This window comes from Massilia sp. Masssp93 (assembly GCF_059491295.1).
Genome location: NZ_CP168502.1, coordinates 4829084 through 4854115, shown reverse-complemented (window position 1 = coordinate 4854115; position 25032 = coordinate 4829084). Strand labels below are relative to the sequence as shown.

The window sequence follows — 25032 nt, the reverse complement described above, 5'->3', positions numbered from 1 at the left end:
CAGCCATCCGGGCAGCTCCGGCAACGACCCGAATCAGAGCTGCCCGTGCTCCGCAAACGAATGGACGAGCGGCCCGGCGACGATGAAATGGTCGAGCACGCGGATGTCCACGAGGCCCAATGCCTGCACCAGCGCCTGCGTCAGGCGCAAATCGGCCTCGCTGGGCTCCGGCAGGCCGGACGGGTGGTTGTGCGCCAGGATCACGCTGGCGGCGTTGCGCGTCAGGGCTTCGATGACGACTTCGCGCGGGTAGACGCTCGTCTGCGTGAGCGTGCCGCGGAACAGTTCGCGGTCGGCGATCAGGCGGTTCTTGACGTCCAGGAACAGCACGACGAAGGATTCGTGGCGCTGGCCGCCCAGTTTGATGCGCAGGTAGCGCTTGACGAGGTCGGGCGAGCCGAACGCTTCCCCGGTCTGCAATTGTTCGGCGATGGCGCGCCGCGCCAGCTCCATCACGGCCTGCAGCTGGGCATATTTCGCCATGCCGAGGCCGTGGACCTCGGACACATCGTCCAGGCTGGCGCCGAACAGGCCGTGCAGCGAGCCGAAATGCTGCAGGATGTCGCGGCCCAGTTCCACGGCGCTCTTGCCGCGCACGCCCACGCGCAGCAGCAGCGCCAGCAGTTCCGGATCGGACAGCGCTTGCGCGCCTTCGCGCACGAGCCGTTCGCGCGGCCGGGTCTGTGCCGGCCAGTCTTCGATACCCATCCAAGCCCTCCATGGTGAGACCGTGCATTATTCGCGCGACGGGACAGCGCCGGCTTGGGCATGCGCAATAATAGATGCATGAACGACCTCCGCGCCTTCGACCTGAACCTGCTCGTCACGCTCGACGCCCTGCTGACGGAAGCAAACGTCACCCGTGCCGCCCAGCGCCTGCACCTGAGCCAGTCGGCCGTGTCCGGCCAGCTCGCGCGCCTGCGCCAGCTGTTCGACGATCCGTTGCTGCTGCCCGCCGACAACGGCCGCGGGATGACGCCGACGGCCCGCGCGCTCGACCTCGCCGCGCCCGTGCGCGCCGCCCTCGACCAGCTGGCCGGCATCGTGCGCGGGCAGCCGGCGTTCGATCCCGCGGCCGCGCAACGCACGTTCCAGATCGCCGCCAGCGACTTGTCGACGGCCGTGCTGGGCCTGCCGTTGGCCGGCCTGCTGGCGCAGTGCGCGGGGCCGGGCGTGCGGCTCGCGTTTCGCATGGCCGATGGCGCCCGGATCGCGGCGCAACTGCAGGAAGGGGAGGTCGACCTGCTGATCGGTTCGGAACGCATGGTCCCCGCGAACATGCGTGCGCGGCTGTTGTTCGACGAACACTTCGTCATGGTGCAGCGCAAGGGTCATCCGCGCGGCGCGGCGCCGCTCGATCTCGACGCCTATTGCGGACTGCGCCACGTGCTCGTCTCGACGAGCGGCGGCAGCCTGCACGGCTTCATGGACGAGCATTTGCAGGCGCTGGGCCGCGCACGCAACGTCGTGCTGTCCGTGCAGTCGTTCGCGCTCGTGCCGGGCCTGCTGTGCCAGTCCGATCACGTCGCCACCGTGCCGTCGCGGCTGGCGGCGCTGCATGCCGGCGTGCTCGACAGCTTTGCGCTGCCGTTCGACGGCCAGGGTTTTGCGTTGTACGCGGCCTGGCATCCGCGCTTTCATACCGATCCCGCGCTCGCCTGGCTGCGCGACCAGGTCATCCGCGTCGCCGCGTGATCGGCGGCCCCGATGGGTCGTATCGCCGGATACGATTTCCGCCGGCGCGCGGCCGCTCCTACACTGCCTGACATCCCAACCGTCATCGAAAGGCAGATCATGAAAGACCAGCGCATCATCGTCATCGGCGGCACCTCCGGCATCGGCCTGGAGAGCGCGCGCCGCTTCGCGCAACTGGGCGCCAGCGTGACCGTGACGGGGCGCGACGCCGCCAAAGGCGCCGCCCTCGACGTGCCCGGCGTACGCTTCGCCCAGCTCGACGCCGCCCGGCGCGCGCAGTGCGACGCGTTCTTTGCCGACCACGGGCCGTTCGATCACCTGGTCGTGTGCGCGTCCGGCGCGGCCGGTGCGGGCGCCTTCCGCGACCTCGCGCTGGACGATCTGCACGCCGGCTTCGACGGCAAGTTCTGGCCCCAGCTGAACGCCTTGCAGGCCAGCCTGTCCGGCATCGCGGCCGGCGGTTCCGCGACGCTGGTCGGCGCCATCTCCGCCCGCGCCCAGCAGCCGGGAACGGCGGGCCTGGCCGCCATCAACGGGGCGCTGGAGGCGATGCTGCCCATCCTGGCGTCGGAATTGCGGCCGCTGCGCGTCAATATGGTGGCGCCGGGCGTGATCGATACCCCATGGTGGCACCGCGTGCCGGACGCGCAGCGCAGCCGCCTGTTCGAGGAAATGGGCGCCGCCGTGCCCGCCGGCCGCGTCGGCACGGCGGCGGACGTGGCCGACGTCATCGTCATGCTGGCCGGCAATACTTTTATCACCGGCAGCGTGATCGACGTCGACGGCGGCTGGAAGCTGCGCCGCTGAGCCCAATGCCCGACCGTTTCCCGCCCACGACAGAAATCGAGCCGGCTGAGGCGGGAGCGGCACGGGTGGCTTACAATAGCGGTTTGCACGTCAACCGAACACGCAACAATGTCCTCCACTAACGCTCCCGTCGCTCCCGTCGTCACCGATTCGTCGTACCTGACCCTGCATTATCGTCTTGCCACCGCCGATGGGACGGACCTCGTCACGACCTTCGGCAGCACCCCGGCGACCTTGCTGCTGGGCCAGGGCCAACTCGCCCCGTTCCTGGAGCAGCGCCTGCTCGGCCTTGCTGAAGGCACGCACACGACGTTCGACCTGACCGCGCTCGAGGCGTTCGGCGAGCGCAACCCGGAGCTGATCCAGGTCGTGACGAAGAAGACCCTGGACGAGAACTCGGAACCGGACGCCGATTACCAGGTCGGCGACCTGGTCGACTTCCGCGCGCCGGGCGGCGGCCGCTTTGCCGGCGTGCTGCGCGAAATGCGCGCGGACGACGCCGTGTTCGACTTCAACCATCCGCTCGCTGGCCAGCCGCTCAGGTTCGAAGTCCAGCTGATTTCCGTGCTCTAACCACAGCCTTCACACCGAACCATGGAAAACGAGATCCTGTTAGCCCAGCCGCGCGGCTTCTGCGCCGGCGTCGACCGTGCGATCGAGATCGTCGAGCGCGCCCTGCAGCAGTTCGGCGCGCCGATCTACGTGCGCCACGAGATCGTGCACAATGCCTACGTCGTCAACGACCTGCGCAACAAGGGCGCCATCTTCATCGAAGACCTGGACGACGTCTCGGCCGGCAACACACTCGTGTTTTCCGCGCACGGCGTGTCGAAGGCGGTGCGCGAGGAAGCCGAGTCGCGCGGCCTGAAAGTCTATGACGCCACCTGCCCGCTGGTGACCAAGGTGCACGTGGAAGTGGCCAAGATGCGCAAGCAGGGCGCGGAAATCGTCATGATCGGCCACGCCGGCCACCCGGAAGTCGAGGGGACGATGGGCCAGGCGGAACAGGGCATGCACCTCGTCGAGACGGTCGACGACGTGGCAACGCTGAACGTCGCCAATCCCGACCTGCTGGCCTATGTCTCGCAGACCACGCTGTCGGTCGACGACACGCTCGACATCATCGCGGCGCTGAAGGCACGCTTTCCGAACATCATCGAGCCGAAAAAGGGCGATATCTGCTACGCGACGACGAACCGCCAGGAAGCCGTGAAGTTCATGGCCCCGCAGGTGGAAGTCGTGGTCGTCGTCGGCAGCCCGAACAGCTCGAATTCGAACCGCCTGCGCGAAGTGGCGGAAAAGAAGGGCACGCCGGCTTATATGGTCGACAACGCCGCCGGCATCGATCCGGCCTGGATCGCCGGCAAGAAGCGCATCGGCGTCACGGCCGGCGCGTCGGCGCCGGAAGTGCTCGTGCAGGCCGTGATCGAGCGCCTGAAGGACCTCGGGGCCGCCAGCGTGCGTGCGCTCGAAGGCGTCGAGGAACACGTCACGTTCCCGCTGCCCAAGGGCCTGGACGGCGGCAAGGCGTCCGCTTCGGCCTGATCCGCCATTCCCCGCCCGCGGCCGGCGCCGTGGGCCTGCCGAACAATTCCTTTGTCCGACCCATGAACGTATTCGACCTGCGCCCGCGCTCGCCCTCCGCTTTCGACGCCATTCCGCTGGAATTCTTCCAGGACTACCCGGAGCCGGGCGTCAACTTCATCGACGTGGGCTGCGTCTTCGACAATCCGCACCACTGGCAGCTCGCCATCGACGCGCTGACGGAGCGCACGGCCCACCTGGACGTCGACTTCCTGCTCGCGATGGATGCGCGCGGCTTCATGCTCGCGGGCGCGCTCGCGTACCAGCGCGGCCTCGGCTTCGCGATGGCGCGCAAACCCGGCAAGCTGCCGGGCGACGCGATCGGCATCGACTACCGCCGCGAGTACGGCAGCGCGACGATCGAGATCCAGCCGGAGCGCATCAAGGGCCGGCGCGTGCTGATCGTCGACGACGTGCTCGCGACGGGCGGCACGATCGAGGCGGCGGCGACGCTGCTGCGCCGGATCGGCAAGGATGTCGTGGGCGCGGCGGCCCTGTTCGACGTGGCGTTCTTCAAGGACAAGCGTGCGCTGAGCATGCCGGTGGTGACGCTGCGCGACGTGTAAGCTTGGCTTGGCGCCGTCGGTCGTCGTCCCTGCGAAGGCGGGGACCCAAGGTTCGCGGCCTGGCGAGAAAAATTGAGTTCCCGCCTGCGCGGGAACGACGAGTACGCTTGCGCTGAGAGAAAATTATTGTTCGCTGCCCCGACCATTTTTCGATGTCGGTTTTTCCAAAACATCGCTATGATGACGCTCGGAATTATGTTGCTTGAATGGCGGCACTCGTACCACGGGTGCCGTTTTTGTTAGTTCGAAAGGAAACCACACAAGCATGGAAACTTTTGTCCAACAGATCCTGAACGGGCTGGTGCTGGGCAGCATGTATGCGCTCATCGCGCTCGGCTACACGATGGTGTACGGCGTGCTCAACCTGATCAACTTTGCCCACGGCGACGTGCTGATGATCGGCGCCATGGTCGGCCTGACGATCCTGAAACTCCTGGACAGCGCGTTCCCCGGCTTGCCCGGCGGCGTGCAGTTGGCCATCGCCATCATCGGCGCCATTCCGGTCACGATGCTGGTCAATATCCTCATCGAACGCATCGCCTACCGCCGCCTGCGCAACGCGCCGCGCCTGGCGCCGCTGATCACCGCCATCGGCGTCTCGATCCTGCTGCAGACCTTTGCCATGATGATCTGGGGCCGCAGCCCGCTGCCGTTCCCGCAACTGCTGTCGTCCGATCCGATCACGGTCGCCGGCGCCGTGATCTCGCACACGCAGGTGCTGCTGCTCGTGCTGGCCGCCGCCGCCATGGTCGGCCTCGTCTTCCTCGTCGAAAAGACCCGCATGGGCCGCGCGATGCGCGCCGTCGCCGAGAATCCGCGCGTGGCCGGCCTGATGGGCGTCGATTCGAACCGCGTCATCGTCGCCACGTTCGCCATCGGCGCCGCGCTGGCCGCCGTCGCCGGCGTGATGTGGGGCGCGAATTATGCGTCGATCCAGTTCGCGATGGGCACCGTGCCTGGCATGAAGGCGTTCTCGGCGGCCGTGCTGGGCGGTATCGGCAATATCTACGGCGCCATGATCGGCGGGATCGTCCTCGGCATCATCGAAAGCCTGGGCGCCGGCTATATCGGCGACCTCACCGGCGGCTTCCTGGGCAGTAATTACCAGGACATCTTCGCGTTCATCGTGCTGATCCTCGTGCTGACCGTGCGGCCGTCCGGCATCATGGGCGAGCGCGTGGCCGACCGCGCGTAAGGAGGCGTCACATGGCTCTCCTGACCTTCGACACCGCGCACAAACCGCGGCAATCGTATGCCAGCATGGCGCTGCTGCTGGCCGTGATGCTCGTGTTCCCGTTCGTCGCCGCGCAGTTCGGCAACTCGTGGGTGCGCATCATCGACATGGCGCTGCTGTACATCATGCTGGCGCTCGGGCTGAACATCGTGGTCGGTTTCGCCGGCCTGCTCGACCTGGGCTATATCGCGTTCTTCGCCGTCGGCGCCTACCTCACCGGCCTGCTGGCGTCGCCGCAGTTCGCCGCGCTGCTGGAATCCGTCGTGAACTACCACCCCGAGCTGCAGGACGCCATCGTCCGCACCTTCGGCGAGGACGTGCGCACGAACGGCATCCACCTGTCCGTCTGGTTCGTCGTCCCGCTGGCGGGGCTCGTGGCCGCGCTGTTCGGCGCGCTGCTGGGCGCGCCGACGCTCAAATTGCGCGGCGACTATCTCGCCATCGTCACGCTGGGCTTCGGCGAGATCATCCGGATCTTCATGAACAACCTGAACGATCCGATCAATTTCACCAACGGCCCGCAAGGCGTGAACCTGATCGATCCGGTCCGGATCTTCGGCCTGTCGCTGGCCGGCGAACCGGGGTCGCGCGCGACCGTGTACATCGCCGGTTTCGGCATCCCGTCCGTCAACGCGTACTACTTCCTGTTCCTGCTGCTGTGCATCGTGACGATCTTCATGACGAGCCGCATGCAACACTCGCGCCTGGGCCGCGCCTGGGTCGCGATCCGCGAGGACGAGATCGCGGCGAAGGCGATGGGCATCAACACTCGCAACGTGAAGCTGCTTGCGTTCTCGATGGGCGCGTCGTTCGGCGGCGTCGCGGGCGCCATGTTCGCGGCCTTCCAGGGTTTTGTTTCTCCGGAATCGTTCTCGCTGACGGAATCGATCGCCGTGCTGGCGATGGTCGTGCTGGGCGGCATCGGCCACATCCCCGGCGTCGTGATGGGCGGCGTGCTGCTGGCCGCGTTGCCGGAAGTGCTGCGCCACGTCGTCGAGCCCGCGCAGCAGGCGTTGTTCGGCAAGGTCGTCATCGAGGCCGAAGTGCTGCGCCAGCTGCTGTACGGCCTGGCCATGGTGTTGATCATGCTGAACCGTCCGGCCGGGCTGTGGCCGTCGCCCATCAAGGAAGACCGTCCGGCTGCCGCCATCGCCAAGGAAGACAAGGAAAGGGAAAACGAGGAGCGCGAGGCATGAGCGAGACCCTGCTGAACATCTCCGGCGTCAATAAACGCTTCGGCGGCCTGCAGGCCCTGACGGACGTCGGCATCAAGATCTCCAAGGGCCAGATCTACGGCCTGATCGGACCGAACGGCGCCGGCAAGACCACGTTCTTCAACGTGATCACGGGCCTGTACCAGCCGGACACGGGCACGTTCGAGCTGGACGGCAAGCCGTATTCGCCGTCCGCGCCGCACGCCGTCGCCAAGGCCGGCATCGCGCGGACGTTCCAGAACATCCGGCTGTTCGGCGAAATGTCGGCGCTGGAAAACGTGATGGTCGGGCGCCACGTGCGCACGCACCAGGGCGTGTTCGGCGCCATCTTCCGCCACGGCGCCGCGCGCCGGGAAGAGGCCACGATCCGCGCCCGCGCGCAGGAGCTGCTGGACTTCGTCGGCATCGGCCAGTTTGCCCAGCGCACGGCGCGCTTCCTGTCGTATGGCGACCAGCGCCGCCTGGAGATCGCGCGCGCGCTGGCGACGGAGCCGAAGCTGCTTGCGCTGGACGAGCCCGCGGCCGGCATGAATGCGACGGAAAAGGTCGCGCTGCGCGAACTGCTGGTCAAGATCCAGGACGCGGGCGTCACGATCCTGCTGATCGAACACGACGTGAAACTCATGATGGGGCTGTGCGACCGCATCTCGGTGCTGGAATACGGCAAGCTGATCGCGGAAGGACTGCCGGCCGAGATCCAGAAGAATCCTGCCGTCATCGAAGCCTATCTCGGAGGTGCTGCTTGAAGCCCGACAACGTTCTTAAAATTGCCGGCCTGAAGGTGGCGTATGGCGGCATCAAGGCCGTCAAAGGGATCGACCTGGAAGTCAACCGCGGTGAACTCGTCACGCTGATCGGCGCCAACGGCGCGGGCAAGACGACGACCCTGAAAGCGATCACGGGCACGCTGCCGCCGTGCAAGGTCGAAGGCACGGTCAGCTATCTCGGCCAGCCACTGAACGCCAACAAATCGTTCAAGCTCGTCGAGCAGAAGCTGGCGATGGTGCCGGAAGGCCGCGGCGTGTTCACGCGCATGACCATCCACGAAAACCTGTTGATGGGCGCTTACACGCGCAACGACAAGGCCGGCATCGAGGCCGACATCGAGAAGTGGTACGCGGTGTTCCCGCGCCTGAAAGAGCGTGCCGGCCAGCTGGCCGGCACGCTGTCCGGCGGCGAGCAGCAGATGCTGGCGATGGCGCGCGCGCTGATGTGCCATCCGACCCTGCTGCTGCTGGACGAGCCGTCGATGGGCCTGGCGCCGATCATGGTCGAAAAGATCTTCGAGGTGATCCGCGACGTGTCGGGGCAGGGCATCACGGTCCTGCTCGTGGAGCAGAACGCGAAGCTGGCGCTGCAGGCCGCGCACCGCGCGTATGTGATGGAGTCCGGCGCGATCACGATGACGGGCAATGCGCAGGACATGCTGCACGATCCGCGGGTGCAGGCGGCGTATCTGGGCGAATAGTCGGATGATTACCGTCGTCCCCGCAGAGGCGGGGACCCAATTTTGCTTGTGCTATCGAAACGTGAACAACCTCTGGTTCCCGCCTGCGCGGGAATGACGTTTTCAAGGCTTTTGAGGAAATAAAACGAACGGCCCGGCACCGCTTGCGCGGTCCGGGCCGTTTGGCTTCCTGCGAGGAGGAAGCAGCGCGGTGATTCTTGCCGCTTAGGCAGCGGCAGCCGAGTTGGCGGCAGCGCCAGCCTTGCGGGTGGCTTGCGTGAACTGCGACACGGCGGCGTTCAGGTTCGACTCGATCGCCTCGACGGCCTGCTTGGTCGTCTTGGTGAACTGTTCGTAGCCGGCGTTGGCGTTGCTGATGGCGGTTTTCAGGGCCGAGACATAGGTCTCCGAACCGGCCGGGGCGTTCTTGGTCACTTCGTCGACCAGCGAGATCACCTTGCGGTTGACTTCGGCGAACTGGCCTTCGGCGGCTTTCGAGAACTCGGCGCCGGTGTCGGCGGCGATCGATGCCACCTGGCGGCTGTAGGCCAGGGCCTTTTCAGCGGCCGGCTGGGCTTGCGAAGCCGACACGGCGAAGAATTCCTGGGCATCCTTGACAGCCAGCAGCTGGCGCGTGGTTGCCGACGAGTCCTCGAGCGCGGCCTTGACGGTGTTGATGTTCAGGTCCACCAGCTTTTCCACGCCTTCGAAGGTCTTGGAGGTCAGGGCCGAAAACAGGGCGAACTGGGATTCGAGGTTGGCTTTGGTCGCGTTCGAAAACTGCTCAGGGAATGCAAACATATGGTTCTCCAGTAATGGATCGTTATGTGAACTTTGCTTTTGAGGTGCCTTGGGACACCTGCTTAGGGACCAGTGAAGCGGTGATACAGGGAAAAACTCAGGCGGCTACTTGATATAACTCAAAGATTGTGCGCCGCAACATGAAGCCATTTTTCACGCTTTTCGATTATGCGTCAAGCACTTTTGATGCGTCGCACAATTGGACCGCAATCTCTTGAGTAAGATCAATGGTTTCAATCGTTTGCGCCATATGTGTTTGCGCGGTTACAACACTTTAGTGCTTTGCAGCAAGGGCTAACGGCACCGGTCGCCCATGCTAGACTTGTTGTCCGATCTGCTTTCCGACGATGTCCGATATGACCGCAACGCCAGCCAGTCCGGCCATGCAGCAGGCACGCTGGCTGTCCCCGATGCCGCTGTTCTTCGTGTTTCTCTGGAGCACCGGTTTCATCGCCGCGAAATACGGGTTGCCGTATGCGCCGCCGTTGTCCTTCCTCATCCTGCGCTGCCTGGGCGCCGTGGCGATCCTGCTGCCCGTCGTGCTGCTGACGGGCGCCGCGTGGCCGCGCGGGCGCGTGGGGCACGTGGCGCTGGCCGGACTGCTGCTGCAGGCCGGCTATCTGGGCGGCGTGTGGAGCGCCATCAAGCTCGGCATGCCGGCCGGGCTGTCCGCGCTGATCGTGGGCATGCAGCCGATCCTGACGGCCATCGCCGCGCCGCTGATCGGCGAACGGGTCCGGCCGCGTCAATGGCTGGGGCTGATGCTGGGCCTGTGCGGCGTGGGCCTCGTGGTGGCGGCGAAAATCCACCTGAACGGCCTGGCGCCCGCGGCGATCGCGCTGTGCGTGCTGGCCCTGCTGTCGATCACGGCGGGGACGATGTACCAGAAGCGCTTCTGTCCGCAATTCGACCTGCGCACCGGCACCGTGATCCAGTACGCGACGACGGCGCTGGCCCTGCTGCCGTTCGCCGTGCTGCTGGAAGGCTTCGGCCCGCGCATGGACGCGATCCACTGGACGCCGCAGTTCGCGGGCGCGCTGCTGTGGTCGATCCTGGCGCTGTCGATCGGCGCCATCTTCCTGCTGTTCCGCCTCATCAGCCGCAGCGACGCGACCCGCGTGACGAGCCTCTTGTACCTGACCCCGCCGACGACGGCCGTGATGGCCTGGCTGCTGTTCGGCGAACGGTTGAGCAGCCTCGGCGTGGCCGGCATGGCCGTCGCGGTGCTGGGCGTCGCATTCGTCGTCAAAAAATAAGGAGACTACATGATCACGACCGAACAACAACGCGCGGTGGACGCCGCCATCACGTCGCGGCGTTCGATCCGCGCCTTCCTGCCGGCCCCGGTCGCGCGCGAGGACGTGGAAGCCATCCTGGAAGTGGCGGCGCGCGCGCCGTCCGGCACGAACACGCAGCCGTGGAAGGTCCACGTGCTGACGGGCGCCGCGAAGGAACGCCTCTCCGGCCGCATCCTGGCCGCCTACGCCGACCCGGCCGAGGCCAGGGCGCACGTCGAGGAATACGCGTACTACCCGCGCGAGTGGGTGTCGCCGTTCGTCGACCGGCGCCGCAAGGTCGGCTGGGACCTGTATGCGCTGCTGGGCCTCACGCGCGACAACAAGGCCGGCATGGCGGCCCAGCACGGCCGCAACTACCGCTTCTTCGACGCGCCCGTCGGCATGATCTTCACCATCGACCGCGTGATGGAGAAGGGCTCCTGGCTCGACTATGGCATGTTCCTGCAGAACATCATGGTTGCCGCGCGCGGACGCGGTCTCGACACCTGTCCGCAGGCCGCGTTCACGCAGTTCCACCGCATCATTGCCGAGGAGCTCGGATTGTCCGATAAAGAGATGATCGTGTGCGGCATGGCGCTCGGCTACGCCGACCCGGACAAGGTCGAGAACACGCTCGTGACGGAACGCGAACCGGTGTCGGCGTTCACCCGTTTCCTCGACTAGCAGGTTCGGGGTGCGTCGGCAAGCTATTGAAAAATCAAGAGATTTCTGCAACGCACCGTTTTTTCCGTTGTAGAAAAAAGCGAGCGCAGGTGGTACATTCGATTGGTGCGCTCTTGCGCTCCAATCGTCTTCCGCTACACTGCATTTAGTGCTCTTCTGTTCGCGTTCAAGGATTTTCAGATGCTCAAGCTCGCGCTGGCCACCGCCATTGCCATGATGTTCGTGCTGGAACCCGCCGCAGCCGCGACCAGGCACAAGGGACACGCGGCCGCGGCCAAGCGGGTCAAGGCCAAGCGCACCGACCTGGCCAAGGTGATCGCGGCCGACAACCGCCAGCGCATGGTGCGCCGGATCGAGATGGTGCACGGCAAGCGCCGCGTCGTGTACCAGCGCATCCGCCGCGCCGCGCCCGCCGTGGCCGTGCTCAGCGCCGGCGAAATCGCCGGCCTGAACCGCACGCACGACCCGCTCGACCTGCGCTCCAACGTCGCTTACGTGATGGACCAGACGAGCTCGGAAGTGCTGTTCGAAAAGAACGCCGCCGTCGCGCTGCCCATCGCGTCCATCACCAAGCTGATGACGGGTCTGCTCGTCGTGCAGGCCCAGCAGGACCTGAACGAGGTGCTGACGATTACCGAGGCCGACGTCGACCGCCACAAGTTCACCAGCTCGCGCCTGCCCGTCGGCGCCCGCATGACGCGCGGGAACCTGCTGCACATCGCCCTGATGAGCTCGGAAAACCGCGCCGCCGCGGCGTTGGGCCGCAACTATCCGGGCGGTATCGATGCCTTCGTCGAGGCGATGAACGCGAAGGCGCGCGAACTCGGCATGAGCGATACGCATTATGTGGATTCGAGCGGCCTGTCGAGCCAGAACGTGTCGAGCGCGCGCGACCTGGCCAAGCTGGTCAAGGTGGCGCACGAGGAACCGCTGCTGCGCCAGTACACGACGGATCCGGGTTACGTCGTCCAGGCGGGCGGCCGGGCGCTGCAGTACCACAACACCAACTACCTCGTCGCCTCGCCCGACTGGAACATCGGCCTGCAGAAGACGGGCTTCATCAACGAAGCGGGGCGCTGCCTCGTGATGCAGGCCATGATTCAGGGCCGCAACGTGATCATGGTGTTCCTCGATTCCAAGGGCAAGCAGTCGCGCACGGCAGACGCCGGACGCATGCGCCGCTGGCTCGAAGCGCTCAAGCCGGCCGGCATTCCCGCCACGGCGGCTGCAGGCGTGCCCGTGACCGTGTCGGCGACCGTGCCGGCGACCGTGTCTGCCGCCTCCGCGGCGCCCGTGGTGCAGTAGAGGCTAGCGGCAACCGTGGTGCAGCCGCGGCACCTGTCGTGTAGTAGCGGGACCGTCGTGCAGTCACGGCACCCGTCGTGCAGTAACGGCTCCCGTGGTGAAGTAACGGCACCCGTCGTGCGGCAATGTTCGATACGTCGTTCCCGCGGAGGCGGGAACCCAAGTACGTCGCGATACGCCAGCGTAACTTAGGTTCCCGCCTGCGCGGGAACGACGGCTTTCAGCTTGCGCCGCCTACCCGGTCTTTCAGCTGGCGCCGCCCACCCGATGTCCCAGCGTCGCGGAAATCTGCGCCGCCGTGGTCACCAGGTCTTCCAGCCAGTCGTCCTGCAACCGGTCCGCCGGCGCCGAGATCGACAACCCCGCCACCAGCTTGCCGCTGTCGTCGTGGATGCCGGCCGCCATGCAGCGCACGCCCAGTTCCAGTTCCTCGTTGTCGCGCGCGTAGCCGCGTGCGCGCACGAGCGACAGTTCGCGCTCCAGGCGCGTGAGGTCCGTGATCGAATTCTTGTTGTGGCCGGCGAGGCCCGTGCGCGTGGCGTAGGCGCGGATCGCCTTCGGTTCGTCGATCGACAGGAACAGCTTGCCGGTCGACGTCAGGTGCAGGGGGCCGCGGCCGCCGATCGCGCGCACGACCTGCATCCCGGAGCGCTCGGAGAAGGCGCGGTCGATGTAGACGATCTCGTCGCCCTGGCGGACCGACAGGTTGACGGTCTGCTTGGTCTTGTTGTGCAGCGCGCGCATCAGGTCGACGGCGGCTTCGCGCACGGACAGCCGGCTCTTGACCACGTTGCCCAGTTCGAGCAGGCGCATGCCGAGGCGGTAGGTGCCCGGTTCCACGCGGTCGACGAAGCGCGTCACGACCATGTCGTTCAGGATGCGGTGCGCCGTGGACGGGTGCAGGCCCGAGATCTTCGACAACTCTTTCAGGCTGACGGGATCGGGAAAACTGGCAAGGACGTCGAGCAGCGCCACCATGCGCTCGATCACCTGGATGGAAGTCTTGGCCGGTTCTGGGGTTTCCATTTTCATGATGTGGTTGGTGCAGTGCGGTATATTTCTCTACTTTATACCATAATGTGAAAAGAATTGGTAATCCTGTCAGTTTGGTGTTGCGCGGGGGCGGAGCTGTATGCGCATAATGGCGTTTCTGTACAGATTGTCGAAGATACATGGATCAACCGAGCAGCGAGTTCAAGAGTAAGGGCGGCCTGGGCCGCATCGTGGGTGCCTTCCGCTATTCGATGGCGGGATTCCGCGCGGCGTGGGAGCACGAACACGCGTTCCGCCAGGAGGTGATGGTGGCCGTGCCGGCCGCCGTCGTCGCGCTGCTGCTGAAGATTTCCGCGTTCGAGAAGCTGGCGCTGATCGGCGTGCTGGGCCTCGTGCTGCTCGTGGAATTGATCAATGCGGCCATCGAGGCCGTCGTCGATCGCGTATCGCTGGAGCGCCATCCGCTGTCCAAGGCCGCCAAGGACCTGGGCAGCGCGGCGGTGGCGCTGGCGATCACGATGGCGGCCGCCACCTGGGCCGTCGTGCTGTACAACCGCTTTTTTTGACGTATCGGCACGCCGCGCCGGCGCGGCGGACCAACTCTCAACCAAAGGAGATCATTATGACTTTACGCCTGGGCGACACGGCTCCGGATTTCGAACAGGATTCCACCATCGGCCGACTCCGTTTCCATGAATGGGCGGGCGATTCGTGGGTCGTGCTGTTCTCGCACCCGGCCGACTTCACGCCGGTGTGCACGACCGAACTGGGCCTGACCGCGAAACTCAAGCCGGAATTCGACAAGCGCAACGTCAAGGCGATCGCGCTGTCCGTCGACCCGGCCGACCAGCACAAGGCATGGATCAAGGATATCGAGGAAACCCAGCAGACCGTCGTCGGCTTCCCGATCATCGCCGACGCCGATAAATCGGTCTCGCAACTGTACGACATGATCCACCCGAACCAGTCGGCCACGGCGACCGTGCGCTCGCTGTTCGTGATCGATCCGGCCAAGAAGATCCGCCTGACCATCACCTACCCGATGAGCACCGGCCGCAACTTCGACGAGGTGCTGCGCGTGATCGACGCCCTGCAACTGACCGACGGCTACACCGTGGCGACGCCGGGCAACTGGAAGGATGGCGACGACGTGATCATCCCGATGACCATTCAGGACCCGGAGCAGCTCAAGCAGAAATATCCGAAAGGTTTCAGCGCGCCGAAGCCGTATCTGCGCCTGACGCCGCAGCCGAACAAATAATCGGCGTACACGGCATGCATCGTGGGCGGAGGCCGCCCACCCTACGGCCCGGATGAAACCTGGGGACCGAATTCGCCGCCGCATTCGATCGTACGTCACGGCCACGTAGGGTGGGCTCCCCGAGCCCACGCGTAACGCCGGGATCACGCACGGCCCGCATAAGCAAATAAGGAACGTGTCGTTTGTTTTACGGTTGAGGACCATTACCCTTGGAGCCAACCTGGGGGGAAAGCATGTCCATTACATACATTTTGTCGGGATTCGCCGTTGGCGTCCTGGTCGGCATGACCGGCGTCGGCGGCGGTTCGCTGATGACGCCGCTGCTGACGCTGATGTTCGGCGTCGCGCCGTCCGTCGCCGTCGGCACCGACCTCGCCTTCGCCTCGATCACCAAGAGCGCCGGCACCGTCACCCACCGTTCGCGCGGCACCGTCCACTGGGATATCGTCGGCCGCCTGTGCCTGGGCGCGCTGCCCGCGGCACTCGTCGCCACCCTGGCGCTGCAGTACTTCGGCCCGCTCAATGCCGCGATCGGCAAGATCATCCGCTATTCGATCGCCGTGTCCGTGTTGCTGACCGTCGTCGCCATCCTGTTCCGCGGCAAGATGCTTGCCTGGGTCAACGCGAGCCCGTCGCGCCAGCTGCAGGGGCGCGGCCTGGTCGCGGCCACGGTCGCGTCCGGCGCGCTGCTGGGCACGCTGGTGACGATCTCGTCGATCGGAGCGGGCGCCATCGGGGCCACGTTGCTCGTCATGCTGTATCCGCGCCTGACACCGGCCGAGGTCGCCGGTACCGACATCGCCTATGCCGTGCCGCTGACCGCCATCGCCGCGGTCGGCCATTGGTGGCTGGGGTCGATCAACTGGCCCCTGCTGCTGACCTTGCTGATCGGCTCGTTGCCAGGGATCACACTCGGTTCCTGGGCCGCCCGGGCCGTACCGGAAAAGGTATTACGGGGCGTGCTGGCGATGACGCTGGCGGGAGTGGCGGTCAAGCTGCTCCACTGAACGAAAGGCGCCGCAAGGCGCCTTTCCTACTTCTGGGATCGCTAATACGGGAATCGTCTATGCAAATGAGGAATGTTTCGTTTGTAATATTTGATTCCAGTGCGATGATCTCGTTCCGTTAGAAGAAATTGTAATAAGGCGTGCGATGACCAATTTACTATCCCGTAACAGCGCCAACCGGGTGATCCCCGGTTTCGGACTGTCGCTCGGGTTCACGATTTTCTATCTGGCGCTGCTGGTGCTGATCCCGCTGTCGGCGATCTTCCTCAAGACGTTCACGATGAGCTGGGATGCATTCGTCGGCGCCGTCACGTCCGACCGCGTGATGGCGTCGTACCGGCTGAGCTTCGGCGCCGCGCTGATCGGCGCCGCGATCAACGTCGTGTTCGGCGGCATCGTCGCGTGGGTGCTCGTGCGCTACCAGTTCCCCGGCAAGCGCTTCGTCGACGCCCTTGTCGACCTGCCGTTCGCGCTGCCGACGGCGGTCGCCGGCATCACGCTGACGGCGCTGTATTCATCCAACGGCTGGATCGGGCAATACCTGGAAAAGGCCGGCATCAAGGTCGCGTTCACGCCGCTGGGCGTCGTCATCGCGCTGACCTTCATCGGCCTGCCGTTCGTCGTGCGCACGGTGCAGCCGGTGCTGGAAGACGCCGAACGCGAGCTGGAAGAGGCCGCCGCCAGCCTGGGCGCCGGCCCGTGGCAGACGTTTGTCCGCGTCATCCTGCCGAGCATCGTGCCCGCGCTGCTGACGGGCTTCGCCCTCGCGTTCGCGCGCGCCACCGGCGAATACGGCTCCGTGATCTTCATCGCGGGCAATATGCCGATGGTGTCCGAGATCACGCCGCTGTTCATCATCACCAAGCTGGAGCAGTACGACTACACGGGCGCCACGGCCATCGCCGTCGTGATGCTGCTCGTCTCGTTCCTGCTGCTGCTGGCCATCAACCTGCTGCAGGCCTGGGCGCGCAAGCGTGCGGGGAAGTGACATGAGTGCCGTCCTCGACAATCAACTGAAAGACAAGGCCGCCGCCGCACCGGCGCCGCGCAAGGCGACCAATGCGCTGGAGCCGTCCTGGGTGCGCTACGCGCTTATCTTTGTGGCGCTGGCCTTCCTCACGCTGTTCCTGTTCGTGCCGCTCGTCGCCGTGTTCACGGAAGCGCTCAGGAAAGGCTGGGACACGTACAAGGAAGCCGTCCTCGATCCGGACGCGCTGTCCGCCATCAAACTGACGTTCATCGCGGCCGGCATCGCGGTGCCGCTGAACCTCGTGTTCGGCGTGGCCGCGGCCTGGACCATCGCCAAGTTCGACTTTCCCGGCAAGAGCATCCTGCTGTCGCTGATCGACCTGCCGTTCTCCGTCTCGCCCGTGATCGCGGGCCTGATCTACGTGCTGCTGTTCGGTTCGCAGGGCTGGTTCGGCCCCTGGCTGATGGACCACGACATCAAGATCCTGTTCGCCGTGCCGGGCATCGTGCTGGCGACCGTCTTCGTCACGTTCCCGTTCGTCGCGCGCGAACTGATCCCGCTGATGCAGGCGCAGGGCAGCGAGGAGGAAGAGGCGGCCCTCGTGCTGGGCGCGTCCGGCTGGAAGACCTTCTTCAAGGTCACGCTCCCGAACATCAAATGGGGCCTGCTGTACGGCGTGATCCTGTGTAATGCCCGCGCGATGGGCGAGTTCGGCGCCGTGTCCGTCGTCTCCGGCCACATCCGCGGCGAAACGAACACGATGCCGCTGCAGGTCGAGATCCTCTACAACGAATACAACTTCACGGCCGCGTTCGCGATCGCGTCGCTGCTGGCGCTGCTGGCCCTCGTGACCCTGGCCGTGAAAACCTTTATCGAATGGCGCATGCACCGGGCCCACAAGGCCAGCGTGCAGGGTCACACCACGGAGCATTGAACATGACGATCGAAGTCCAACATATCCGCAAGCAGTTCGGCCAGTTCACGGCCCTGGACGACGTCTCGCTGAAGTTCGCCGACGGCGAGCTGACGGCGCTGCTCGGCCCGTCCGGCTGCGGCAAGACCACGCTGCTGCGCATCATCGCCGGCCTCGAATTCCCGGACGCGGGCCGCGTGCTGCTCGACGGCGACGATGCGTCGGCACGCCACGTGCGCGAGCGCCAGGTCGGCTTCGTGTTCCAGCATTACGCGCTGTTCAAGCACATGACGGTGTTCGAGAACGTCGCGTTCGGCCTGCGCGTAAAACCGCGCAAGGAGCGCCCGTCCGAAGCGCAGATCCGCGAAAAAGTGAAAAAGCTGCTGGAGCTCGTGCAGCTGGACTGGATCGCCGACCGCTACCCGCCGCAGCTCTCGGGCGGCCAGCGCCAGCGCATCGCCCTCGCGCGCGCGCTCGCCGTGGAGCCGCGCGTGCTGCTGCTGGACGAACCGTTCGGCGCGCTCGACGCCAAGGTGCGCAAGGAGTTGCGGCGCTGGCTGCGCCAGCTGCACGACGAATTGCACGTGACGTCGATCTTCGTCACCCACGACCAGGAAGAAGCGCTCGAAGTGGCGGACCAGGTCGTGCTGATGAACAAGGGCCACGTCGAGCAGCTGGGCACGCCGGCCGACGTCTACAACCACCCCGCGTCGCCGTTCGTCTACGGCTTCCTGGGCAACGTCAACCTGTTCCACGGCCGCGTGCACGAAGGCGTGCTGGCCAGCGGCGACGCCACGTTCCACGCGCCCCAGTACGCCAACGTGCAGAACGGCGAAGGCATCGCCTACGTCCGTCCGCACGACCTCGACGTCGAGCGTTACGTGCCCGGCGGCGAGGGCGTCGCGGTGAAACTGCGCCGCGCGCACGCGATCGGCCCGCTGGCCCAGCTGGACCTGGAGCGCGCCGACAATGCCCAGATCATCGAGGCGGTGATTCCCAACGAGCGCTACCGCGAACTCGGCCTGCGCGACGGCGAAACGCTGCTGGTCAAACCCAGGCGCATGCACGTGTTCGTCGACCAGGGAGACGGCATATGAATTTCCAGCAGTTGCGCTCGGTGCGCGAAGCCGCGCGCCGCAATTTCAACCTGACCGACGTGGCCAATGCCCTGTTCACGTCGCAGCCGGGCGTGTCGCGCCAGATCCGCGAACTGGAGGACGAGCTGGGCGTCGTCATCTTCGAGCGCAACGGCAAGCGCCTGACCGGTCTCACGGACCCGGGCAAGGGCATCCTCAGGATCGTCGAGCGCCTGCTCGTCGAGGCCGAGAACCTGCAGCAGGCCAGCAGCGAATACGCCGCGCAGGACAGCGGCACGCTCACGGTCGCCGTCACCCACACGCAGGCGCGCTACGCGCTGCCGCAGGTCGTGCAGGCGTTCCGTACGGCGTTCCCGGGCGTGCGCATCGCCCTGCAGCAGAGTGCGCCGGAACACATCGCCGAATGGGTGCTGTCGGGCCGCGCCGACATCGGCATCGCGACCGAGGGCCTGTCCGCGTTCCCCGGCCTCGTGTCGTTCCCGTGCTATCGCTGGAGCCACCTCGTCGTCGTGCCGGACGGCCATGCGCTGCTGTCGCAGTCGCCGATCAAGCTGTCCGACCTCGCCGAACATCCGTTGATCACGTACGACGTGGGTTTTACCGGCCGCAGCCACATCGATGCCGCGTTCGCCGCCGCCGGCGTGAGTCCCGACATCATGCTGACGGCGATGGATTCCGACGTCATCAAGCAATACGTGTCGCTGGGGATGGGCGTCGGCATCGTCGCCTCGATGGCGTTCGACCACGGCCGCGACCGCGGCCTGCGCGCGATCGAATCGTCGCACCTGTTCGCGCCGAACGTGACGCGGCTGGCGGTGCGCCGCGGCGCCTATCTGCGCGCGTATGCCTACGATTTCATCGAGCGTTTCGCCCAGGGTTTTACCAAGTCGGATATCGAGAAGGCGCTGCATCCGGTGGCGGCGGAGTAAAAGTCCTCGCACACTCAATCAACGTCATTCCCGCGCAGGCGGGGACCCAATTTTTGCGTATCGGCTGCGCGAACGAACTTGGGTCCCTGCCTTCGCAGGGACGACGTTTACACGCTAACGATCAGATCGAACGTTCAGCGCTTCTCGCGCAGCGCGTCCGCGCACTCGCGCACGAGGGCCGGCCCGCGGTAGATGAGGCCGCTGTACAACTGCACGAGCCGGGCGCCGGCCGCGATCTTGGCCTTCGCGTCCGCACCGCTCAGGATGCCGCCCACGCCGATGATCGGCACGGCGTCGCCGACTTCGGCCTTCAGCGCACGGATCACGATGGTCGACTGTTCGAACACGGGCGCGCCCGACAGGCCGCCCGTTTCGGCCGCGTGGCGCATGCCTTCCACGTCGCGGCGGGCCAAGGTCGTGTTGGTGGCGATCACGCCGTCGATGCCGTGGCGGACGAGGGCGCCGCCGATGTTGCGGATCTGGTCGCCATCGACGTCCGGCGCGATCTTGAGCGCCAGCGGCACGTAGTGGCCATATTTGTCGGCCAGGCGCGACTGCTCTTCCTTGAGCTGGGACAGCAGGGCATCCAGTTCGGACGCGCCCTGCAACTGGCGCAGGTTCTTCGTATTCGGCGACGAAATATTCACGGTGACATAGCTGGCGTACGGATACACCTTGCGCAGGCAGGCCACGTAATCGTCGGCGGCGCGTTCGATGGGCGTGTCGGCGTTCTTGCCGATGTTCAGGCCCAGCACGCCTTGCCGTTCCTGGTAGAAGCGCGAGGCCTGGACGTTGGCGACGAAGGCGTCGACGCCGCCGTTGTTGAAGCCCATGCGGTTGATGATGCCGCGCGCGGCCGGCAGGCGGAACATGCGCGGCCGCGGGTTGCCCGGCTGGGCGCGCGGCGTCACGGTGCCGATCTCGATGGAGCCGAAGCCGAGGGCGGCCAGGCCGTCGATGTACGCGCCGTCCTTGTCCAGGCCGGCGGCCAGGCCGACCGGGTTCGGGAACGTGATGCCCATCACCGTGCGCGGATCCGGCTTCGGCTTCCTGACGATGCCCGTCAGCCCCAGGGCCGCCGCGCGGCGCAGGGCGGGCAGGGTGACGTTGTGGGCCGTTTCGGGATCGAGGGAGAACAGCAGGGGGCGGGCGAGGGCGTACAGGAGTTTGTCGGACATGATGGCCTAATTCGGAATTCGCGACATTTTACCTTGTGTGGAGGCAATGCCGCAGTTTCGCCGCCGCCCGGGGCCCTTCACCGTTCCAGCACACCCCACACGCCGTCGATACGTGCCTCCAGCGGCCGGAAATTGATCTTGTACGCCATCTTGGGGCTCTGTTCGATCCAGTAGCCCAGGTAGACGTAGGACAGCCCCAGTTCGCGCGCCTGGCCGATCTGCCACATCACGTTGTACGTGCCGAACGAGGCGCCGGGCACGTCCGGGTCGAAGAAGGTGTAGACCGACGACAGGCCGTCCGACAGCACGTCGATGATCGACACCATGCGCAATGTCCCGTCGGGTTCGCGGAACTCCACGAGGCGCGTGTTGACGCGGCTCTGCAGCAGGAATTGCGCGTACTGGTCGCGGCTGTCCTGGTCCATGCCGCCGCCCACGTGGCGCGTCGTCTGGTAGCGCAGGTACAGCGCATAGTGCTCGTCGGAGAACGACAGGTTGGCCACCATCGCCGTCAGGTCGTCGTGGCGCGTCCAGGCGCGCCGCTGGCTGCGGTTGGGCGTGAAGCGCTCGGCCGCCACGCGCACGGGGATGCAGGCCCGGCAGCCGTCGCAATACGGGCGGTACGTGAAGATGCCGCTGCGGCGGAAGCCGTTGCGCACGAGTTCCGAATACACGTCCGCATTGATCAGGTGCGACGGGGTGGCGACCTGCGAACGGGCCTGGCGTGCATCGAGGTAGCTGCAAGGATACGGTGCAGTCGTATAGAACTGCAGCGTGGAAAATGGCAGATCATTCAGGTGCGTCATGCAAAGCTCTCGGAACGACGTGTGTGGAACCCATTGTAGCCAAAGACGGCGGCGCGCACCGTTAGGTGGTCAACGGTGGCGCGACTTCCCAGCGTTCGATGGCGGGCTCGTCGATCGCCTGGCGCAGGTGACGCAGGAAATCCCGGCGCGGGATCGGGGCGGCGCCCAGCGAGGCCAGGTGGCCCGTCTCCTGCTGGCAGTCGACCATCGTCACGCCCTGGCTGCGCAAGAAGGCGACCAGGTAGGCCAGTGCCGCCTTCGACGCGTCGGGCACGCGCGCGAACATCGATTCGCCATAGAACATGCGGCCGATGCACACGCCATAGGCGCCGCCGACCAGTTCGCCGTCCAGCCAGACTTCGGACGAGTGCGCATAACCCATGCGATGCAGGCCCGTGTAGCCGGCGATGATGTCTTCCGAGATCCATGTGCCGGGCCCGTCCTTGCGCGGCGCGGCGCAGGCGCGCATCACGGCCTCGAAGGCGCCGTCGAAGCGCACGACCCAGGGCCCGCCGGCCTGGCGGCTGCGCTCGATGCGGCGCAGCGTCTTCCTGAGGCTGTCGCTGACCTTGAAGCGGTCGGTGTACAGCACCATGCGCGGGTCGGTGCTCCACCAGAGGATGGGCTGGCCCTCGGAAAACCAGGGAAAGATGCCGTGCCGGTACGCCTGCAGCAGGCGTTGCGGCGAGAGGTCCGCCCCGGCCGCCAGCAGGCCCGGCGCGTCGGTCGTCAACGCTTCGGACACGTCGGGGAACGGCGTATGGGCCTCGAGCCAGGGAATCATGGTCAGGCGGTCAATCGGGTTGGACGGGGGCGCGCATTGGACCCACGATGTCGTGGGTGTGGAATCCGTAGGTGCCGCCTGCGCGGACCTTGTGCTGGTCGGCGAAGAACAGTTCGAGCGTGGTGCGGATGGTGGGGAAGGCCAGGTCGCTCCACGGGATCTCGTTTTCGCTGAACAATTGCACGTCCAGGCTTTCGATGCCCGGCGCGAAATCGAGGTCGACGAGGCGCGCCAGGTAGAACAGGTGGACCTGGTGCACGTGCACGACGTTCAGCAGCGTGAACAGATTGCCCAGCTCGACGTTGGCGCCGGCTTCTTCCTCGGTCTCGCGCGCGGCGGCGGCGCTGGTGGTCTCGCCGTTTTCCATGAAGCCGGCCGGCAGCGTCCAGTAGCCGTAGCGCGGCTCGATGGCGCGCTTGCACAGCAGGACTTTGAGCTCGCCGTCCTGTTCCCACACGGGGATCGAGCCGATCACCATCTTCGGGTTCTGGTAGTGGATGGTGCCGCAATTGGTGCACACGAAACGCGGACGGTTGTCGCCTTCGGGGATGGCCACCGTGACCGGGTGGGCGCACTCGGAGCAGAATTTCATAGGGAACGGATGAATTGAATTGCCTTTACTTTACCACCGTATTGGTGTCGGCTGTACCGCAATCCGCCAGCGGTTCGCACCATGGCGGAGGCAACTTATGCTGCGATCTTGGGGAGTCGGAGAACCGTGATTGCCTAAAGTGCCGAAGGTGCGTATAATGCAAAGCATCAGACGCGGGGTGGAGCAGTCTGGCAGCTCGTCGGGCTCATAACCCGAAGGTCACAGGTTCAAATCCTGTCCCCGCAACCAGATTCCAAAACCGCTGATCCTGTTCCGGATCAGCGGTTTTTTCGTTTTGGGCCGCCCGGATTCGCCCATTCGACCCGGCTCAAGCATTCCCGCTCTGTCCGCAACGCGCCCCGCCCAGCCCGGTCGAAGACAGGGACTGCGTTGAAAGCGGAGCTAACGATGATTACTGTGGAAGACATCAACGACGCGTGGGGCTGGACCGGCCTGAACGCCGTGGAGGTGCTGGGCGAGAACGCCTTCGGCAATCTGATCGTCCGCGACGAGGACGGCATGTACTGGCGCCTGTCCCCGCAAGACCTCAGGTGCGAGCCGGTCGCCGAAGACCGCGCCGCCCTCGATGCCCTGTCGTACAACCAGGAATTCCTCGACGGCTGGTACATGCCCGACCAGGTGCGCCTGGCCGAGACGACGCTGGGCCCCCTGACGGCCGGGCGCAAGTATTGTCTGAAGATACCCAGTGCGCTGGGCGGGCACTACGGGCGCGACAACCTGGCCATGGTGCCCTTGCACGAGCTGATCCGTTTCGCCGGCGAAGGCGCCCAGCAGTTCGACGGGCTGCCGCGCTGGGAGGGGCACGGTTAGAGGCGGGCTAGAAGCGTTGCAGCAGGCCGATCTGGAACAGGTCGCGGTCGTTCGTCTTGCGGAAGGTCTTGATGCGGTTGAAGTTGACGATGGCCCGCGTGCGCGCGGACAGCGCACGTTCGGCCTGGAAGCTGATCAGGAGATTCGTGGCCGTCCGATTGCCGTCGCGCCGGTTCGCGGCGACATAAGGCCCGAGGCCGGCGCTCATCGACAAACGCGGCGTCACCGGCTGCACGTACCACAGCTGCCCCGCGAGCCCGCGCCGGTCGACGCGCGCGCCATCGTCGCCTTCGAACAGGAATTTGTAGCCGATGCCCCACCGCTCGGCATACTGCCTGGCCTCCAGCACGCCGGCGTGGGCGCCGTGGGTGCCCGCCATATTCGTGATCGACGTGCCGAACGTGCCGCCGAGCCATAGCCGGCCGTCCGGCACGACGTCGGGCGCGGGCTCGGCGGCGCCGAACTGGCGTCCGATGCCCAGCACCAGCGCGTCCGACCGGTGCACGGTGTGCATGGCCACGTGGTTGTAGCCGAGCCGCACGTGGGTGCCGGACGGCCCGGGCACGGCCAGGCGCAGGCCGGCACTGAGCAGGACGCCGAGACGCGCATCGTCGATTTGCGTATTGCCCGTCGGCGTCGCGATTTCCGTCGTGTTCATGCTCAGGTAGGGACCGGCACCGAGCTCTCCCGTCCACATGGGGGAAAAACGGTGCACGGCCAGCCATTGCAGCGCGAAGCCGTCGCGGTGGTTGTTGTCCGGATGGCCTTCGTTGTAATGGACGAAGTCGACGCGCATGGTCCAGCCGGACGGCAGGGCGAGGCCGAACACCTCGTCCTGCTGGCGCCCGGCGCGGACTTCGAACGTGCGCCCGCGCATCCAGCGGTAGCCGCTCGCGTTGCCGCCGTAGATGCGGCCGTTGCCGAATGCGACCGACAGATACGCGCCGTGATCGTCGGGGGCGATGGTGTCGGCGGTCGTGTCCGCCTGGGCGACGGCGGCGTGGACCATCAGCACTGCCGCCATGCACGTTTTCGCTTTCATTGCTATCTCCACTCG

Annotated in this window: 28 protein-coding genes and 1 tRNA gene; 21 read left to right on the top strand and 8 right to left on the bottom strand. The window is 65.9% G+C overall.

Annotated elements, in window-relative coordinates; all coding sequences use genetic code 11:
• Nucleotides 1–33: 33 nt before the first annotated feature.
• Nucleotides 34–708: a RadC family protein gene (radC, locus tag ACEN9Q_RS20060; RefSeq protein ID WP_322403491.1), complete on the bottom strand. Its 675-nt coding sequence runs from the start codon at nucleotides 706–708 to the stop codon at nucleotides 34–36.
• A gap of 78 nt (nucleotides 709–786) precedes the next feature.
• Here radC and ACEN9Q_RS20055 point away from each other — a divergent pair, with 78 nt between their 5' ends.
• From ACEN9Q_RS20055 to ACEN9Q_RS20015, 9 genes are all read left to right on the top strand, one after another.
• Nucleotides 787–1695, top strand: coding sequence for a LysR family transcriptional regulator (locus ACEN9Q_RS20055; RefSeq protein WP_495625773.1), 909 nt, complete (start codon nucleotides 787–789; stop codon nucleotides 1693–1695).
• Nucleotides 1696–1794: 99 nt separating this feature from the next.
• A complete protein-coding gene (locus ACEN9Q_RS20050) occupies nucleotides 1795–2502 on the top strand; it encodes an SDR family oxidoreductase (RefSeq protein WP_495625772.1) in 708 nt (235 codons plus the stop codon).
• A gap of 108 nt (nucleotides 2503–2610) precedes the next feature.
• A complete protein-coding gene (locus tag ACEN9Q_RS20045) occupies nucleotides 2611–3075 on the top strand; it encodes an FKBP-type peptidyl-prolyl cis-trans isomerase (protein WP_495625771.1) in 465 nt (154 codons plus the stop codon).
• Nucleotides 3076–3096: 21 nt separating this feature from the next.
• On the top strand, nucleotides 3097–4047 hold the full coding sequence (ispH, locus tag ACEN9Q_RS20040) for a 4-hydroxy-3-methylbut-2-enyl diphosphate reductase (protein ID WP_495625770.1): 951 nt from the start codon (nucleotides 3097–3099) through the stop codon (nucleotides 4045–4047).
• Between the two features lie 62 nt (nucleotides 4048–4109).
• Complete coding sequence (locus ACEN9Q_RS20035) at nucleotides 4110–4652, top strand: adenine phosphoribosyltransferase (protein WP_056443816.1); 543 nt, start codon at nucleotides 4110–4112, stop codon at nucleotides 4650–4652.
• Between the two features lie 265 nt (nucleotides 4653–4917).
• Nucleotides 4918–5847 carry a branched-chain amino acid ABC transporter permease gene (locus tag ACEN9Q_RS20030; RefSeq protein WP_495625769.1) on the top strand — a complete coding sequence of 310 codons (930 nt, stop codon included), beginning with the start codon at nucleotides 4918–4920 and terminating at the stop codon, nucleotides 5845–5847.
• An 11-nt stretch (nucleotides 5848–5858) separates the two neighbouring features.
• Complete coding sequence (locus ACEN9Q_RS20025; protein ID WP_056443810.1) at nucleotides 5859–7082, top strand: ABC transporter permease subunit; 1224 nt, start codon at nucleotides 5859–5861, stop codon at nucleotides 7080–7082.
• The gene (locus ACEN9Q_RS20020) at nucleotides 7079–7846 is read left to right on the top strand and encodes an ABC transporter ATP-binding protein (protein WP_495625768.1); all 768 of its coding nucleotides are present in this window, start codon (nucleotides 7079–7081) and stop codon (nucleotides 7844–7846) included. Before ACEN9Q_RS20025 ends, ACEN9Q_RS20020 begins: the two co-directional genes overlap by 4 nt.
• Complete coding sequence (locus ACEN9Q_RS20015; protein WP_495625767.1) at nucleotides 7843–8568, top strand: ABC transporter ATP-binding protein; 726 nt, start codon at nucleotides 7843–7845, stop codon at nucleotides 8566–8568. The genes ACEN9Q_RS20020 and ACEN9Q_RS20015 overlap by 4 nt, the downstream gene beginning before the upstream one ends.
• Before the next feature lie 204 nt (nucleotides 8569–8772).
• Here ACEN9Q_RS20015 and phaP read toward each other — a convergent pair whose 3' ends face one another.
• Entirely contained in the window at nucleotides 8773–9348 is a 576-nt protein-coding gene (phaP, locus tag ACEN9Q_RS20010) for a TIGR01841 family phasin (protein WP_056443801.1), read from the bottom strand.
• Nucleotides 9349–9704: 356 nt separating this feature from the next.
• On the opposite strand from phaP, the gene ACEN9Q_RS20005 reads away from it, so the two are divergent.
• The 3 genes from ACEN9Q_RS20005 to ACEN9Q_RS19995 all read left to right on the top strand — a co-directional run bounded on the left by ACEN9Q_RS20005 (nucleotide 9705) and on the right by ACEN9Q_RS19995 (nucleotide 12614).
• Nucleotides 9705–10604, top strand: a complete 900-nt coding sequence (locus ACEN9Q_RS20005; RefSeq protein WP_056443799.1) for a DMT family transporter — start codon at nucleotides 9705–9707, stop codon at nucleotides 10602–10604.
• A gap of 9 nt (nucleotides 10605–10613) precedes the next feature.
• Entirely contained in the window at nucleotides 10614–11309 is a 696-nt protein-coding gene (locus ACEN9Q_RS20000) for a nitroreductase (protein WP_495625766.1), read from the top strand.
• Between the two features lie 180 nt (nucleotides 11310–11489).
• Nucleotides 11490–12614 (top strand): serine hydrolase, encoded by a 1125-nt coding sequence (locus ACEN9Q_RS19995; protein ID WP_495625765.1) that lies wholly within the window; start codon nucleotides 11490–11492, stop codon nucleotides 12612–12614.
• A gap of 246 nt (nucleotides 12615–12860) precedes the next feature.
• Here the strand turns inward: ACEN9Q_RS19995 and ACEN9Q_RS19990 are convergent, their stop codons facing one another.
• Nucleotides 12861–13646 carry an IclR family transcriptional regulator gene (locus ACEN9Q_RS19990; protein ID WP_056443792.1) on the bottom strand — a complete coding sequence of 262 codons (786 nt, stop codon included), beginning with the start codon at nucleotides 13644–13646 and terminating at the stop codon, nucleotides 12861–12863.
• A gap of 140 nt (nucleotides 13647–13786) precedes the next feature.
• Between ACEN9Q_RS19990 and ACEN9Q_RS19985 the strand changes: the two genes are divergently transcribed.
• The 7 genes from ACEN9Q_RS19985 (at nucleotide 13787) to ACEN9Q_RS19955 (ending at nucleotide 19784) form a co-directional block, all read left to right on the top strand.
• A complete protein-coding gene (locus ACEN9Q_RS19985; RefSeq protein ID WP_056443789.1) occupies nucleotides 13787–14173 on the top strand; it encodes a diacylglycerol kinase in 387 nt (128 codons plus the stop codon).
• Nucleotides 14174–14229: 56 nt separating this feature from the next.
• Nucleotides 14230–14868: a peroxiredoxin gene (locus tag ACEN9Q_RS19980; protein WP_056443786.1), complete on the top strand. Its 639-nt coding sequence runs from the start codon at nucleotides 14230–14232 to the stop codon at nucleotides 14866–14868.
• Nucleotides 14869–15101: 233 nt separating this feature from the next.
• Nucleotides 15102–15875 carry a sulfite exporter TauE/SafE family protein gene (locus ACEN9Q_RS19975; protein WP_495625764.1) on the top strand — a complete coding sequence of 258 codons (774 nt, stop codon included), beginning with the start codon at nucleotides 15102–15104 and terminating at the stop codon, nucleotides 15873–15875.
• A 145-nt stretch (nucleotides 15876–16020) separates the two neighbouring features.
• Nucleotides 16021–16863 carry a sulfate ABC transporter permease subunit CysT gene (cysT, locus tag ACEN9Q_RS19970; RefSeq protein ID WP_495625763.1) on the top strand — a complete coding sequence of 281 codons (843 nt, stop codon included), beginning with the start codon at nucleotides 16021–16023 and terminating at the stop codon, nucleotides 16861–16863.
• 1 nt (nucleotide 16864) lies between these two features.
• A complete protein-coding gene (cysW, locus tag ACEN9Q_RS19965) occupies nucleotides 16865–17779 on the top strand; it encodes a sulfate ABC transporter permease subunit CysW (protein WP_056443777.1) in 915 nt (304 codons plus the stop codon).
• Nucleotides 17780–17781: 2 nt separating this feature from the next.
• Nucleotides 17782–18855, top strand: coding sequence for a sulfate/molybdate ABC transporter ATP-binding protein (locus tag ACEN9Q_RS19960; RefSeq protein WP_056443775.1), 1074 nt, complete (start codon nucleotides 17782–17784; stop codon nucleotides 18853–18855).
• Nucleotides 18852–19784 (top strand): CysB family HTH-type transcriptional regulator, encoded by a 933-nt coding sequence (locus ACEN9Q_RS19955; RefSeq protein WP_056443773.1) that lies wholly within the window; start codon nucleotides 18852–18854, stop codon nucleotides 19782–19784. Before ACEN9Q_RS19960 ends, ACEN9Q_RS19955 begins: the two co-directional genes overlap by 4 nt.
• A gap of 134 nt (nucleotides 19785–19918) precedes the next feature.
• Here the strand turns inward: ACEN9Q_RS19955 and ACEN9Q_RS19950 are convergent, their stop codons facing one another.
• From ACEN9Q_RS19950 to ACEN9Q_RS19935, 4 genes are all read right to left on the bottom strand, one after another.
• A complete protein-coding gene (locus tag ACEN9Q_RS19950) occupies nucleotides 19919–20962 on the bottom strand; it encodes a quinone-dependent dihydroorotate dehydrogenase (protein WP_056443765.1) in 1044 nt (347 codons plus the stop codon).
• Nucleotides 20963–21039: 77 nt separating this feature from the next.
• Entirely contained in the window at nucleotides 21040–21768 is a 729-nt protein-coding gene (locus ACEN9Q_RS19945; RefSeq protein WP_056443760.1) for an arginyltransferase, read from the bottom strand.
• 61 nt (nucleotides 21769–21829) lie between these two features.
• Nucleotides 21830–22552, bottom strand: a complete 723-nt coding sequence (gene aat / locus ACEN9Q_RS19940) for a leucyl/phenylalanyl-tRNA--protein transferase (RefSeq protein ID WP_056443759.1) — start codon at nucleotides 22550–22552, stop codon at nucleotides 21830–21832.
• Between the two features lie 10 nt (nucleotides 22553–22562).
• On the bottom strand, nucleotides 22563–23144 hold the full coding sequence (locus tag ACEN9Q_RS19935; RefSeq protein ID WP_056443755.1) for an NUDIX hydrolase: 582 nt from the start codon (nucleotides 23142–23144) through the stop codon (nucleotides 22563–22565).
• A 172-nt stretch (nucleotides 23145–23316) separates the two neighbouring features.
• Between ACEN9Q_RS19935 and ACEN9Q_RS19930 the strand changes: the two genes are divergently transcribed.
• Together ACEN9Q_RS19930 and ACEN9Q_RS19925 are read left to right on the top strand one after the other, a co-directional pair.
• Nucleotides 23317–23393 (top strand) — tRNA-Met (locus tag ACEN9Q_RS19930).
• Between the two features lie 159 nt (nucleotides 23394–23552).
• Nucleotides 23553–23975: a T6SS immunity protein Tdi1 domain-containing protein gene (locus ACEN9Q_RS19925; protein WP_056443752.1), complete on the top strand. Its 423-nt coding sequence runs from the start codon at nucleotides 23553–23555 to the stop codon at nucleotides 23973–23975.
• 7 nt (nucleotides 23976–23982) lie between these two features.
• Here the strand turns inward: ACEN9Q_RS19925 and ACEN9Q_RS19920 are convergent, their stop codons facing one another.
• Nucleotides 23983–25017: a hypothetical protein gene (locus ACEN9Q_RS19920; RefSeq protein ID WP_495625762.1), complete on the bottom strand. Its 1035-nt coding sequence runs from the start codon at nucleotides 25015–25017 to the stop codon at nucleotides 23983–23985.
• Nucleotides 25018–25032 lie beyond the last annotated feature (15 nt).